Here is a 13,629-nt window from a genome sequence, read left to right as displayed (position 1 = left end):
CCGCTCGTTAGCGGGCAGCACGGTGGCGATCAGTGGTGTGCGGCGCTGTGATCAGCAGCCGCACTAGCTGAGCCAGCCGTGAAGCTGCCGGTGATAACTTTCGTCCCTTCAGCGTGATGATCGCCAACTGCCGAGTCAGCTCTGGCTCGATAATCAGCATTTCATGAGTGTCCGCGCTCGGATGATCCGGCAGCGCTACAGCGGGTAACACCGCGGCGCCCAGCCCTGCGTTAGCCATGGAGATCAGAGTCTGTGCCTGGTTGAACTGATATCGGGTCTTCAACTCCAGGCCGAGCCGTTTCGCAGTGTCATCGACCACGGCCCGCAACACGGTTGCGGAGTTCAGGAGCAGTAGCGGCAGCTCGGCCAACGCTGTCATTGTGATCGTAAGGCCTGCGGCCTCCCTGAATTTTTTCGGTACCAGGGCGTAGAGATTTTCCGTGAGGATGGTCTCGAAATTGAAGTCCTGATTGTCACTGACGGGGCCGATTCCGAAATCCACCTCTCCCTTACGAATGCTGTCATGCATATCGCCTGAGGTTAGCTCATGCACGAAGACTTCAATGCCCGGGAAATCGCTTTCAAACGCTGCAAGGATCTTTGCCAAACGCGTGGAGGCAACGGTTGTCGAACAGGCGAGAAAAATCCGTCCTCGTTTTAAATCGGTCGTTTCCTGGATACGGCGCAAGCCCAGCTCAACCTCATGCACCGCTCGTTTAGCGCTCTCCAACAGCTCAACACCTGACTCCGTGAGACTGACCTGCCGAGTCGTTCGGTGGAAAAGCTGCACGCCGAGCTGTGCTTCCAGCTGTTTAATTTGACTGGTTACCGCTGACTGAGACTTGTGCGTCAAATCGGCTGCCTGTCGAAAGCTTCCGTGCTCCGCGACGAGCATGAATGCTTGCAGAAGCTTGAGATTAACGTTCGGCAGGGGCTGAGGATCGAGTGGTGCGGCCATGATGAGCTCATTATTAGATTAGATTGCACAATCACCATGATAATTGAATTGGTCGCTTTCGCCAGTGCCCAGTAACCTCAATTTCACCGAAAAGGTAATGGCGCCATACAAAAATAAAAGGAGCCCACCGTGTATTCGAATCCTGTTTCGCTTGCAGATCCCATTTTGAAAGTGAGCGACTTGCGCAAGTCTTATGGGCCGACGCACGCACTGAGCGGGGTCAGCTTTGATATCAACGCAGGGGAAGTTCATGCCTTGCTCGGTGAGAACGGTGCGGGCAAGTCGACCCTCGTCAAGATCCTCACCGGCGTAGTGTCTCCAAACAGTGGCAGCATGAATTTTGCCGGCGCGCAGTACTTGCCAAAGACGATTATGGAAGCACGCAAGGACGGGGTGACCACCGCTTTTCAAGAGCTCAGCTTGCTGCCCAATCTTACGGTTGCGGACAACCTGGCACTCCCGGTATTAGCCAAGAGCTGGCAAGGCCTGAACTCAAAATCCTTGAATCAAGAAGCAGCGCGTCTGACGCTGGCCACCTATGGCCTCAACGACATCAAGTCTGCGTCCCTCGTCAGTGAACTCTCCTTGGCGGATAAACAGCGACTAGAGATCGTGCGGGCGCTGAGTCATCACCCCGCATTGTTGATCCTTGATGAGCCAACTGCAGCTCTGCCTTCCACCGACTGGTTGTTTGATCTCATTCGCAAGGAAACCGCAAAAGGCACTGCTGTTCTGTACATCTCACATCGACTCAATGAGATCCGCGAGCTTTGCAGTCGCGCGACGATCTTACGCAGCGGTTGCAGCACCGGTACCGCTGACTTGCTGGACACGGATGACGCTAAGATTTTCGAAATGATGGTCGGTCAACGCATGGCGGCTGCGACAGTGAGGTCGATGCCTACCGAAAACCGAGTGATCCAGCAGCCTCGCCTCCACGTTGAGGGGCTGACCGCCGGTAAGGTCAAGGATCTCGGCTTTAAACTCTACCCAGGTGAGATCGTAGGTTTGGCAGGGTTGGACGGGCAGGGGCAGTGTGATTTGTTTCATGCGCTCTACGGCCTGATCCCCAAACATGCCAAGGCGATCGAGGTCGAAGGCAAAAGCGTTTCGATCGATTCACCGTCCGCTGCACTCGATGCTGGCATTCAGGTCGCGTTGCTGCCGGAAGAGCGCAAGACTCAAGGGATTTTCGGGGACTTGGCCGTTCGATCGAACATGGCTGTATCGGCGTTAAATCGCATTGGCCTGATGGGCTTCACCTCTCGAGGTAAGGAGCGTCAACTGGCCAGTGGCATCGCCAGCCAAGTCGATCTCCAAGACCGCTACCTGGATTTTCAAATTAAGGAACTGTCTGGTGGCAATCAGCAGAAAGCACTCTTGGGCAGGGTACTGCTTACGGGGGCAAAAACACTCTTGCTTTTCGATCCTACTCGAGGTGTCGACGTGGGTACCAAACAGGCCCTGTATCTAGCGATAGAGGACTTCGCAAGGCAGGGCGGAAGCGTTCTGTTGTACTCGTCCGAACTCGCAGAACTGGTGCGTTTGAGTCAGCGATGCCTCGTGATCTACGAGGGCCGGATCGCCGCGGAGCTCGAAGGTGAATCGATTGAAGAGACAGCACTTGTGGCGGCGGCGACGGGCAACCCGCGCCACCTAGAAGGAGCGGTCGCATGAAAAGTGTGGCTTCGACGCTGGCACCCATTGCCAAGAGCGGCGCAGGAATGGCGGCCATCTTGTATGTAGCACTCTACATAGCCTATGCCATTGTTGAAAAAAGCGCGTTGAGTGCTTACGCCTTCAATGACCTGCTTAACAACGCAGCGCCACTGGCCGTAGCAGCAGCCGGAGGTACCTTGATCGTTCTGATCAGAGGCTTTGACCTGTCTGTCGCCGGCGTAATCTCGCTGGTGAACGTAATGTTGGCAACCTTTCCCTTGGAAGGGCCAGGAGGCGCAGCTGCGAGCTTGGGTCTTTCATTGGTGATTGGATGCGCAGTCGGCCTGCTGAACGGCATTCTCGTCGCCTACGGTGGTTTTCAGGCCGTGGCCGTGACACTGGCAACGATGATCATGACGTTGGGGCTCTCACTGGTCGTGCTCGATGCGCCCGGTGGCCATGTTGCCGACTGGTTGAGCGAGAACCTCACGGACACCGTCGCCGGCTTCCCTGCTTCGGGTGTGGTGCTGGCGATTGTGGTCGCTCTATGGTTAATCGTCCGTCGCACGGACTTTGGAATCTCACTCTATGCCGTGGGCCAGGATGACCATGCTGCCGCGCTTTCTGGCATCAAAGTTCAGCGAACCCGCTGCCTCGCGTTTGTCATCGCTGGCGGACTATATGCCCTGGCCGGCTATATGCTTTCAGCCCAAACGGCCACCGGCAATCCCACCTCAGGTAACTCCCTTCTGCTGCTGACCTTCGCTGCGATCGCGCTGGGTGGAACCTCGTTCCGGGGCGGAGTAGGCGGCCTTACCGGAAGCATCATCGGCGCCGCCAGTTTGATGCTTCTGCAAAAGCTTTTGTTCTCGATGGGTGCCCAGTCCTTCTACATCGGATTGTTGCAAGGTCTGGTGATGATTCTGGCAGTCGGCCTGATGAACGCCGGTGATCGGTTCCGTATGAGGAGAGCTTGAGATGAACAGTGGAAGCATTGAATCGACTGAAGCTCTGCAGGTAACTGCCATGAATAAGGGGCTAACGGATACCCGAACATCCGCGCGGATATCCCGAGAGGCTCTCAACATCGGTGGCGTCTTTTTACTCTGCATCATTGCCCTGTTCGTGGCTCGCTGGGTAAATCCGAACGCCAGTTCTTCACAGCAGCTCGAAACTGTACTGATCCTAGGCGCGTTCCTCATCGTAGTCGCCTTCGGCCAAGGGTTGGTAGTGCTGATCGGAGGCTTGGATCTTTCCATCCCGTCGGTCATTACCCTTGGCGGCATTCTGACAACGGCCTGGGTAGGGGTTGATGGCGAAGAGTGGAAGCTGCTCATCGTGCTTGGGGTCTGTGCGGCGGTAGGTGCGTTAAATGGTTTAGGGGTAGCAGTGTTCAAGGTGCCGGCATTCATTATGACGTTAGCCATGGGCATCATCGTCTACAGCCTCAGCTTAGGGGCTACAGGGGGAGCACCCAGTGGCACGTCACCGGATCACCTGACTTGGCTGATGACTGCCCGCACCTTCGGCGTCCCGGTCATCATCACTTTCACACTCTTCGGTGCGGCAATCGCTTACATCCTCCAGGCACGCACCCGCTTTGGGACACGACTCTACGCCTTGGGCTCAAACCCGGTCGCTGCGCGTTTCGCTGGTTTGCACACCGTGCGGCTGACGGTCATGACGTATGCGCTGTGCGCGCTGCTGGCAGGTATTACCGGGATGCTCCTGGTGGGTTATTCCAACGGCGCGACGCTGCGCATGGGGGAGCCATTCTTGCTGCCCTCAGTCGCAGCCGTAGTGATCGGCGGCTCAGCGATTAGCGGAGGGAGAGGCAGTTTCCTCGGCACCCTGGCCGGTGCACTGCTGCTGACCGTACTCGACATGATCATTTCGAGTCTGGGTTTCTCCCAGGGATGGAGAACGATCATCTGCGGGGCAATCATCCTGTTCGCCATTCTGCTTCAGCACGAGGGGGCTATGGACTACTTGCGCTCAATACAACGCCGCAAGTCCAAAGCCATGGCCTAGATCCAAGCCGTTCATAGCAAACCAACAACAATAAAAGGGGCATGACATGACAAAAACAATGACGTCGCCGTCCTCAAGGTTCTCCAAGCGCATGTTTGCGACGCTGGCATGTACAGCGGCCGCCATGGGCGCGTTAGGAATATCCGGAGCCCACGCGGCTGAGGCTAAACCCAAGGATCACTATCTCATCTACCTGAGCGTCAGCTACAGCGGCAACGCCTGGCAGTCAGAAGCCGCGAACGTTGTAAAGGCGCTGGCGAAAACGCCGCCTTACGACAAGTTGGTCGAGCTGCGAGAGGTGATTTCGGGCACCGACGTCCAGGCACAGATATCGGCCTATGAAAGTATGATCGCAGCAGGTGCGGACGGCGTCATAAGCTTTCCCATCTCGCCCACAGCTTTGAATCGCACGATCAAACGGGGTTGCCAGCAAGGCACGTTGTTTTATATGTATGACGCCACCGTCACTGAGCCCTGTGCCTACAACGTCAGCTACATCACCGCAGGTTTTGGGGAAAACACGGCGCAGGCACTGGTGAATGAGCTCAATGGTAAAGGCAAGATTTTCTTGAGTCGCGGCATGTCGGGCAACTCGGTGGACAAGCGCCACTATGACGGGGCCATGAGTGTCTTCAAGCGCTATCCGGACATCAAGATCGTTGCTGAGTACTACAGCTTCTGGGATGACCGAACCACGCAGCAAGAAACCGCGAAAGCTCTGGCCGCGCACCCGGACGTCGATGGCATCTGGGCTCAGGCCGGCGAAAACGGAGCGCTCAAAGCGTTGCTCGCGGCCAATCACAAGCTGATCCCCATCACCGGCGAGAACTCAAACGGTTTCCGCTTGGGGCTCGCCAATCCCGACTATCAGGCGAAGGGGCTGCGAGGCGTTTCCTCCGGATCGCCACCCGCATCGGCAGGTCTGGCGTTCAAGCTGATGATGGAGCAATTGTTGGGTAAGCGCGAGATGAAGGAACACAACATCGAGTACGCCTTGCCATGGGTTCCCGCAGATAAGGTGAAAGTGTGCGACGGCGGTGTGGTCACACCGGCCTGCAACACCCTTCCGGCAGGCACAGTTCCAGATTCCTTTGTGACCGAAATTTTTAACCCGGTACTGCTCCCGGAGATCTCGCTGCAGTCAGCCACCGACGGAAAAGCCACTCCTAGCGCCACAATTCAGCCTCTTCCACAAGACGCGGCTCAAGCGGCGGGTAACGAGCCCGGCGTGAACTGTGCCAAATGCGAACCGGCGCCTGACCTCTACAAACTCACCAAGATCCAGGCGCTCGGCGCGCAATAAGAAGGTTAACCGGGATTGATAACGATCGGTGTGCAGGTCTTTCCCACTCCGATGATAGGGATCCCGGTTTCACTGAAATCTAATGGCGCCATACAAAAAGAAAAGGAGCCCACTGTGTATTCTGATATCAAACCTTTCGTAGCCCCAAGCTTCCGTCTCGACGGAAAAACAGCACTGATTACAGGCGCAGGCGGTGGTATCGGCGAGGGCATCGCGCTCACGTATGCCAGCGCAGGCGCTCATGTAATTCTCGTCGGTCGTGATCGCGACCCACTTGATCCGGTAGCCACCTATATCCGCTCCCAAGGCGGTCAAGCCACCGTATCGGTATGCGATGTCACCGATAGCGCTGCTATCCGCGCACTGATCGGTGAGCTTCCAGTGCTCGATATTCTGGTGAACAACGCAGGCACTAACTTCCCCGAGCCAATGGGCGAAGTCAGTGATGAACATCTGGATGGAATGCTTAATCTCAACGTCCGGGCTTGCTTTGTCACCGCGCAGGCCGCGGCGAAAAAAATGTTGAGCACGGAGAAGGAAGTTCCTGGTGTCGTGATCAACATCACCTCCCAGATGGGCCACATTGGCTCACCTAACCGCACGGTCTACTGCATGACCAAGCACGCGGTAGAAGGGCTCACCAAAGCGATGGCAATCGAGTTTGCCGACCGCGGGCTGCGTGTGAATAGCATCGCTCCCACCTTCGTCAACACGCCGCTCGTTCGCAGCATCGTCAACACCCCGGAGAAGATGCAGTTTCTTGTCTCCAAGATTCCATTGGGCCATATGGCGCAAGTCGAAGACATCGTCGGCGCTGCACTCTACTTGGCTAGCCCAGCAGCCAGCATGGTCACCGGTGCCAGTTTGAAAGTGGACGGTGGCTGGACTGCACAGTAATCACATATCGACGAATCCGAATAGCGAGGTACTGCAATGACCAGTTCTACAGGCGCATTGATTGTCGAAAAAACCGGCGGCCCCGAAGTGCTGCAATGGAAGGAAATTGAGCTTCCAGAGGTTGGTGATTCGGAAGTACAGATTCGCCAGGAAGCGATCGGCGTCGACTTCATAGATACCCAGTTGCGTTCTGGGCTCCTTCCGCTTCCAAAGCTGCCCAGCGGGATTGGCTTCGCCGCAGCAGGTGTGATCGAAAAGGTCGGCAAGTCGGTCAAAGGTTTTGCCGAAGGGGATAAGGTGGTTTACCACTTCCTGACACCTGGTGCCTACGCCGAGCGTCGCAATGTCCCCGCTGATCGCGTATTCAAACTGCCCGATCAAGACCTTGATTCTGCAACTGCCGCTGGTGCGTTGTTTCGTGGACTCACGGCCTGGTATCTCGCCACGCGCTTGAAAGACATCAAGGCCGGTGATTGGGTGCTGGTGCATGCAGCTGCTGGTGGTGTTGGGCTGATTTTGACCCAGTGGCTTTCTCACCTTGGGGCCAATGTAATCGGTACCTGCGTGGGTGATGAGAAGGCCAATATCCTAGGAGAGTACGGCTGTGCTCATCCCATCAATACCGAAAAGCTGGATTTCCTTGAGGAGACGAAGCGCCTGACTGATGGAAAGGGCGTCAGCGTCGTTTACGAGTCCATTGGCAAGGATACCTTTGAGAAATCGCTCGATTGCGTCCAACGATTTGGGCTGGTGGCTTCCTTCGGCTGGGCATCTGGCGACGTACCGCCCGTGGATCTGGCCTACCTGCGCAACAAGGGTTCGCTGTTTATCACGCGTCCCACCATCTCGCATTACGTGGCAGAGGCAACTGATTTCCAGCGCGGCGCAGCAGAGCTTTTCGAATTGGTGAAAACCGGTGCATTACGCATCCGCGTCGACAACGCCTACCCATTGAAGGAAGCGGCTACTGCGCACCAAGACCTGGCGTCCCGTAAAACCAGCGGCTCGGTGATTCTCACCGTATAACCGCGACGCTTTCTCCGCAAAACAAGAAGAAAGGGAGAACACCATGTTACTTAAAGGCAAGACCGCCATCATTACCGGTGCCGCCTCGCTGAAAGGAATCGGCTGGGCAACTGCTAAGTGTTTCGTCGAAAACGGTGCGCGTGTCGCGCTCTTAGATCTTGATCGGAGTGCTATCGATACCGCTACCGCTGAACTTGGAAACGGCTGCATTGGGTTGCAGTGTGATGTTCGTTCTGCGGATGCCTGCCAGCGAGCTGTTGATGCCGTTATCGACGCTTTTGGTCATGTCGACATCTTGATCAACAACGCGGGCGTCAGCCAGCCTTTCAAGCTAATGGATAGCGCGCTCGAGGACTACGACCTCGTTATGGATGTCAGCCTGCGCGGAGCATTCAACATGTCTCGTGCCCTGGTTCCGCATCTGCGCGCCCAGCGCAGCGGTGCGATCGTGAACATGGGGTCAGTGGCGGCTCAGCGTGGTGGCGGCGTGCTCGGCGGCCCACATTACGCAGCGGCGAAGGGCGGGGCGCAAACATTGGCGAAAGCCATGGCGCGGGAGCTTGCCAGCGATGGCATCCGAGTCAATGCGATTGCTCCAGGCTTGGTCGACACCGAACTGTTGATTGGAAAGCTCACTGATGAGGGCCGCCAGGCTGCACTCAACGCCACGCCTCTGGGCCGTCTAGCCATACCCAAGGATATTGCTGACGCATGCCTGTTCCTCTCGTCCGACCTCTCAAGCTACGTCACCGGCGTGGTTCTGGACGTCAACGGCGGGCTTCACATCCATTAGGTTGACGCCGCCATTGCCGGCTTATAGGGGAGATACCGATATGTTGCTCAAGGATAAGGTCGCGGTTGTTACGGGTGCTGCATCACTTAATGGCATTGGATGGGCGATCGCCCGTCGATTTGCCGAAGAGGGAGCGAAGGTAGTGCTCCTCGATATCGCCGCTGACAAGCTCGAGATCGCCAAGGAAACCCTCGGGGATCCGCACAAGGGCTTCGTCTGTGATGTCCGACACCCTCAGGCCTGCAAGCGTGCTGTCGAGCAGATCATTGCCGCCTACGGACAGATCGATGTCCTGGTGAACAACGCAGGTGTCAGCCAGCCGCGTCGCCTGCTGGAGATTGATGACGAAGGTTACGACCTGGTTATGGATGTGAGCCTACGTGGTGCGTTCAACATGTCCCGAGCCGTCGTGCCTTACCTGCGCCAGGCGGGGCGCGGCAGCATTCTGTGCATGGGCTCAGTCTCAGCCCAACGCGGTGGCGGCATCATGGGCGGCGCCCACTATTCGGCGGCTAAGGGTGGCATTCAATCCTTGGCAAAGGCATTAGCCAGGGAGCTTGCTCCTGATGGCATCCGTGTGAATGCCGTCGCCCCTGGATTGATCGAGACCGATCTGATTGCCGGAAGACTCTCCGACGAAAATCGAAAACTTACGCTCACCGCTACGCCTTTGGGACGTATAGGGCAGCCCGTAGAAGTGGCCAATGCCTGTTTGTATCTCGCGTCGGATATGGCCAGTTATGTGACAGGAGTCGTATTGGATGTGAATGGAGGGATGCACATCCATTGACTGCACTCCCGCTTAACGATTTGAAAACAATAAAAACGGAGACAAATCATGAAATTGATCCTGCGCACGACGTTGGCTGTATCTGGACTCCTGCTGGCCATGAGCTCCATGGCAGCTGACCCTATCAAGATTGGGGCACCAGGCCCCTACACGGGCGCATCTTCACCTATGGGCGTGTCCATGCGTGACGCCATGCGAATCGCGGTGAAGGAAATCAATGACAAAGGCGGCGTTTTAGGCCGGCCCTTGGAGCTTGTTGAACGAGATGACGAAGCCAAGAATGAGCGCGGCATCCAGGTAGCGCAGGAGCTGATCTACAACAATCAAATCGTGGCCGCTGTGGGTGTCATCAATACCGGTGTCATGCTTGCGAGTCAGCGCTTCTACCAAGAGTCTAAAATTCCTGTCATCACACCGGGGCCATCCGGCACTGAAGTGACGAAATCCTTTCTGCCGGACAGCTATATTTTCCGGGTCTCGCTTCCCGACCGCATCCAGGCTGAAATGATCGTCAAGGAGGCAATCGACACTCGAAAACTCACCAAGGTTGCGATCCTGGCCGACTCCACCAACTACGGCCAATTGGGGCGAGCGGATCTTGAGGCCGTGCTCAAAGAGAAAGGGATCGAGCCCGTCGCGGTCGAGAAATTCAACATCAAAGACGTCGACATGACACCTCAGCTGTTGCGCTCGCGCATGCGCGGTGCTCAGGCAATCCTGACTTACGGCATCGGCCCCGAACTAGCACAGATCGCCAACGGCATGGCCAAGCTTGGGTGGAAGGTACCCATGATCGGCAGTTGGACATTGTCGATGCCGAACTTTGCCGAAAACGCAGGTGCCAATGCCGAAGGCGTGCGCATGCCCCAGACCTTCATTCTCGACGGTGCGACAGACAAGCGCCTGGCCTTCATCGACAAGTATGAGAAGACCTATTCGGTCTCCAGAATTCCGGGCCCGGTCTGGGCGGCCCAAGGTTATGACTGCATCTACATCCTGGCAGCAGCCATTGAGCAGGCAGGCTCCACTGACGGCGCCAAGGTCAAGGAAGCACTGGAAGATCTGCAGAAACCGGTAGAGGGCCTGGTCATGACCTACGACAAACCGTTCTCCAAAACCGATCACGAGGCCTTCAAGTCTCCAGCCGTCGCGGTGATCGGTGAGATTCGGGATGGCCGGGTCGTTTATGCCTATGACGCCGACCGAAACAACCGCTAGTTCCCCAGCGCTGAAACTCGGGTAGTAGAAGACTCTGCTGCCACCTTTATCGACCCCGATTAGGGGAGGGCATATCAATGGACGAGCTACTTCTACAAGTACTGCTCAGCGGTATCTCCGTGGGCATGATTTACGCGGTCATTGCCTTTGGCTACCAACTTACGTTTGCGACGTCCACGACGCTTAACTTTGGTCAGGGCGAAGCTCTTGCGCTAGGAGCGCTTGTCGGTCTCACGCTTTATCCCTACGTCGGTTACTGGGTCGCCATTCCTCTGGTCATGTTGTTTGGCGCTTTGCAAGGCGTAGTGGTCGAGCGGATTGCGGTGCGTCCGGCGATGAAAATCAAATCTGAATTCGGCTGGATTATGTCGACGATCGCTTTGGCGATCATCTTCAAGAACGTGGCAGAAAACATCTGGGGCAAGGACGACATGAAGTTTCCTTCTCCCTTACCGGAATTGCCTTTGCAGATCGGCTCGGCGTTCGTGATGCCGATGGAGCTGCTGGTGGTAGCCGGCGCCATCCTGATGATGCTGGCGGTGGAGTTCTTCAATCGCAAGACCATTTTCGGCAAAGCAGTGGTTGCCACGAGTTCTGATCGGGATGCCGCAGGGTTGATGGGGATCAACACGGGCTCGGTCATTACATTCTCGTATGCACTGTCCTCGATGACCGCGGCATTTGCAGGAATTCTGGTAGCTCCGTTGACCCTCACTGGCGCAAGCATGGGGGTCGCATTAGGCCTCAAAGCCTTCGCGGTAGCCATTATCGGCGGCCTGACCTCCGGGTTCGGCGTCATCGTAGGCGGCATCATTCTGGGCGTCACGGAAACGGCAACAGGATTCTTCCTGTCGACCGGCTATAAGGACGTGCCTGGCCTGGTGCTGTTACTCATCGTGTTAATGATCAAGCCGGCCGGCATTTTCGGTAGGGCCGCCATCAAGAAGGTGTGAGTATGCGCAACGTCCAACTACTTGTTAGCTGCTTGCTTTTACTTGTAGCAGCGGTACTGCCTCTGGCATTCCCTAACCCCTATTACCTGCATCTGGTGGTGGTGATCGGTATCTATGCTGTATTGCTATTCGGCATGGACATCCTTGTTGGATATACCGGTGAAGTTTCCTTGGGGCATGCAGGGCTGTTTGCGGTCGGTGCTTATACCGCCGGTCTGATCGCCACAAAACTGGGCCTGCCTTTCTACGTTGCGGTTCCCGCAGCGATGGCCGTGACTGCAGTATTTGGTGGGATTCTGGCGTTTCCCGCATTAAGGGTCACCGGGCCCTATCTTGCGATGGTGACGCTCGCGTTCTCGACGATCATCCTGATTCTAATCAATGAAATGGCGTTCCTCACCAATGGCCCTCAAGGGTTACAGGTGCTCAAGCCCGTTTTTTTCGAGCACAGGCTGTCTTCGCAGGAGTTCTACTACGTAGTGCTGGCGGCGGTAGTATTGTCGTTCATTGCAGTGACACGCATCCTGCACTCACCTTTGGGACGTGCCTTTGAAGCCCTGAGAGGGAGTCCCGTGGCGGCCGATTGCATGGGTGTCAACGTTTACCGTTATAAGGTGATAGCGTTTGTAATCAGCGCCACCTTCGCGGGGCTTGCGGGCAGTCTGTTCAGCTATTCGGAGGAATACATCGCGCCGAATGGCTTCGGCTTCGAGCTCAATGTGTTATTCCTCCTAGCGCTGATCCTCGGAGGGAAAAAGAGTCGTGTGGGTGCGCTGATCGGCGCTTCGGTGGTGGTACTACTGCCTAACTGGTTATCTGACCTTGCCCTGTTTCATTCACTGGTCGTAGGACTTGCGGTCATCGTTGCAATAACGGTGGGCTTCGGGATATTCCAAAAGCGACTCACGCCCAGACAGATCGCTATACCGAGTCTCGCGCTCGTAGCGTTCGTAGTCTTTGCATTCAACATTGGCGATATTACCGAACAGCGACTGACAATCTTTGGCTTAATGATGCTGGCCGTCATCTACTACCTGCCCAACGGGGTTATTGGCTTTTTGAAGGCGCCTTTCTCCAGGTTCAGCAAGGATCAGGCCTCGATCGTCAGTACAAACCGGCCGCGATCAGTGAACTTGTGGGATAAAGGCGCCGACCGGACGCCGAGCAATGAGCCGATCTTCCAAGCCGAAAGCATTGTCATGCAGTTCGGCGGGCTCAAAGCCCTCAATAGCGTGTGCTTGAGTGTGGCGCGTGGAAGCATTCACGGGTTGATTGGGCCCAATGGTTCCGGCAAGAGCACGATGATGAACGTGATTACGGGCATCTATGTGCCGACGGTAGGAGTGGCCCAGTTTGAAGGTCATTCGATCGTCGGGCGCTCTCCCTCCAAGATTGCGTTGGGTGGCATTGCCCGGACATTCCAGAACGTACAGCTCTTCGGCGAGATGAGTGTGCTGGAAAACGTGCTCGTTGCTTTTAACCATACGTTCCAGCGGGGCCTACCTTCGATCCTGCTCAACCTCCCTGGTTATCAAGCCGAACAGCTGCAAGCAAGGGAGAAGGCCCTCAATATCCTTGATTTCATTGGACTCAAAGCACTTCGCAGCGAGCAGGCCAGGAACCTTCCATACGGAAAGCAACGCCTGCTCGAGATTGGCCGAGCGCTCGCTTTGCAACCCAAGTTGCTGTTACTCGATGAGCCCGCGGCCGGGTTGACCGCTGCGGATATTGCCGAGCTCGTCCAGATCATCAAAAAGATCAAGGATCACGGCGTAACCGTGGTCTTGATCGAGCACCACATGGACATGGTGATGAGCATCTGCGACACAGTGACCGTGCTGGATTTCGGCCAGAAAATTGCCGAGGGCAAGCCAGCCGATGTTCAGTCTAATCCTCGGGTGATAGAGGCCTACCTCGGAGGAAGTGCCGCAGAAGCTGTCGTCCCAGCACCACAGGTAGAACGCATTTCACCACCCGTTCTTGTGCAGAAGGGGGCGTGAC

Annotated in this window: 12 protein-coding genes; 11 read left to right on the top strand and 1 reads right to left on the bottom strand. The window is 56.2% G+C overall.

The features are described from left to right. Positions 1-7: 7 nt before the first annotated feature. Positions 8-958: a LysR family transcriptional regulator gene (locus AC3ZU9_RS01135; protein ID WP_490090170.1), complete on the bottom strand. Its 951-nt coding sequence runs from the start codon at positions 956-958 to the stop codon at positions 8-10. A gap of 129 nt (positions 959-1,087) precedes the next feature. Between AC3ZU9_RS01135 and AC3ZU9_RS01130 the strand changes: the two genes are divergently transcribed. The 11 genes from AC3ZU9_RS01130 to AC3ZU9_RS01080 all read left to right on the top strand — a co-directional run bounded on the left by AC3ZU9_RS01130 (position 1,088) and on the right by AC3ZU9_RS01080 (position 13,628). After that, positions 1,088-2,635: a sugar ABC transporter ATP-binding protein gene (locus tag AC3ZU9_RS01130; protein WP_490090169.1), complete on the top strand. Its 1,548-nt coding sequence runs from the start codon at positions 1,088-1,090 to the stop codon at positions 2,633-2,635. Next, positions 2,632-3,594, top strand: a complete 963-nt coding sequence (locus AC3ZU9_RS01125; RefSeq protein ID WP_064053041.1) for an ABC transporter permease — start codon at positions 2,632-2,634, stop codon at positions 3,592-3,594. The genes AC3ZU9_RS01130 and AC3ZU9_RS01125 overlap by 4 nt, the downstream gene beginning before the upstream one ends. 1 nt (position 3,595) lies before the next feature. Continuing rightward, positions 3,596-4,648 carry an ABC transporter permease gene (locus AC3ZU9_RS01120; RefSeq protein ID WP_064053040.1) on the top strand — a complete coding sequence of 351 codons (1,053 nt, stop codon included), beginning with the start codon at positions 3,596-3,598 and terminating at the stop codon, positions 4,646-4,648. Between the two features lie 91 nt (positions 4,649-4,739). Further along, positions 4,740-5,951, top strand: coding sequence for a sugar ABC transporter substrate-binding protein (locus AC3ZU9_RS01115; RefSeq protein WP_490090168.1), 1,212 nt, complete (start codon positions 4,740-4,742; stop codon positions 5,949-5,951). A 114-nt stretch (positions 5,952-6,065) separates the two neighbouring features. Further along, positions 6,066-6,848 carry an SDR family NAD(P)-dependent oxidoreductase gene (locus tag AC3ZU9_RS01110; RefSeq protein WP_064053038.1) on the top strand — a complete coding sequence of 261 codons (783 nt, stop codon included), beginning with the start codon at positions 6,066-6,068 and terminating at the stop codon, positions 6,846-6,848. A gap of 36 nt (positions 6,849-6,884) precedes the next feature. Further along, positions 6,885-7,874: a quinone oxidoreductase family protein gene (locus tag AC3ZU9_RS01105; RefSeq protein ID WP_490090167.1), complete on the top strand. Its 990-nt coding sequence runs from the start codon at positions 6,885-6,887 to the stop codon at positions 7,872-7,874. A 43-nt stretch (positions 7,875-7,917) separates the two neighbouring features. Further along, positions 7,918-8,667 (top strand): SDR family NAD(P)-dependent oxidoreductase, encoded by a 750-nt coding sequence (locus AC3ZU9_RS01100; protein ID WP_490090166.1) that lies wholly within the window; start codon positions 7,918-7,920, stop codon positions 8,665-8,667. Positions 8,668-8,707: 40 nt separating this feature from the next. Then, positions 8,708-9,457, top strand: coding sequence for an SDR family NAD(P)-dependent oxidoreductase (locus tag AC3ZU9_RS01095; RefSeq protein WP_490090165.1), 750 nt, complete (start codon positions 8,708-8,710; stop codon positions 9,455-9,457). Positions 9,458-9,505: 48 nt separating this feature from the next. After that, positions 9,506-10,675 carry an ABC transporter substrate-binding protein gene (locus tag AC3ZU9_RS01090; RefSeq protein WP_064053034.1) on the top strand — a complete coding sequence of 390 codons (1,170 nt, stop codon included), beginning with the start codon at positions 9,506-9,508 and terminating at the stop codon, positions 10,673-10,675. Positions 10,676-10,752: 77 nt separating this feature from the next. Next, complete coding sequence (locus tag AC3ZU9_RS01085; RefSeq protein WP_064053033.1) at positions 10,753-11,628, top strand: branched-chain amino acid ABC transporter permease; 876 nt, start codon at positions 10,753-10,755, stop codon at positions 11,626-11,628. A gap of 2 nt (positions 11,629-11,630) precedes the next feature. After that, complete coding sequence (locus AC3ZU9_RS01080) at positions 11,631-13,628, top strand: branched-chain amino acid ABC transporter ATP-binding protein/permease (protein ID WP_490090164.1); 1,998 nt, start codon at positions 11,631-11,633, stop codon at positions 13,626-13,628. Position 13,629 lies beyond the last annotated feature (1 nt).

Source organism: Pseudomonas sp. A39, assembly GCF_058145955.1.
Note: the sequence above shows the minus strand (reverse complement) of the source record. Positions and strands in the feature narration are given on the sequence as shown.

What these genes read in the sequence shown, in the direction of transcription:
- AC3ZU9_RS01135 (WP_490090170.1), bottom strand. Translation starts at nt 958, where the DNA reads ATGGCCGCACCACTCGATCCTCAGCCCCTGCCGAACGTTAATCTCAAG.
- AC3ZU9_RS01125 (WP_064053041.1), top strand. Translation starts at nt 2,632, where the DNA reads ATGAAAAGTGTGGCTTCGACGCTGGCACCCATTGCCAAGAGCGGCGCA.
- AC3ZU9_RS01120 (WP_064053040.1), top strand. Translation starts at nt 3,596, where the DNA reads ATGAACAGTGGAAGCATTGAATCGACTGAAGCTCTGCAGGTAACTGCC.
- AC3ZU9_RS01115 (WP_490090168.1), top strand. Translation starts at nt 4,740, where the DNA reads ATGTTTGCGACGCTGGCATGTACAGCGGCCGCCATGGGCGCGTTAGGA.
- AC3ZU9_RS01105 (WP_490090167.1), top strand. Translation starts at nt 6,885, where the DNA reads ATGACCAGTTCTACAGGCGCATTGATTGTCGAAAAAACCGGCGGCCCC.
- AC3ZU9_RS01100 (WP_490090166.1), top strand. Translation starts at nt 7,918, where the DNA reads ATGTTACTTAAAGGCAAGACCGCCATCATTACCGGTGCCGCCTCGCTG.
- AC3ZU9_RS01095 (WP_490090165.1), top strand. Translation starts at nt 8,708, where the DNA reads ATGTTGCTCAAGGATAAGGTCGCGGTTGTTACGGGTGCTGCATCACTT.
- AC3ZU9_RS01090 (WP_064053034.1), top strand. Translation starts at nt 9,506, where the DNA reads ATGAAATTGATCCTGCGCACGACGTTGGCTGTATCTGGACTCCTGCTG.
- AC3ZU9_RS01085 (WP_064053033.1), top strand. Translation starts at nt 10,753, where the DNA reads ATGGACGAGCTACTTCTACAAGTACTGCTCAGCGGTATCTCCGTGGGC.
- AC3ZU9_RS01080 (WP_490090164.1), top strand. Translation starts at nt 11,631, where the DNA reads ATGCGCAACGTCCAACTACTTGTTAGCTGCTTGCTTTTACTTGTAGCA.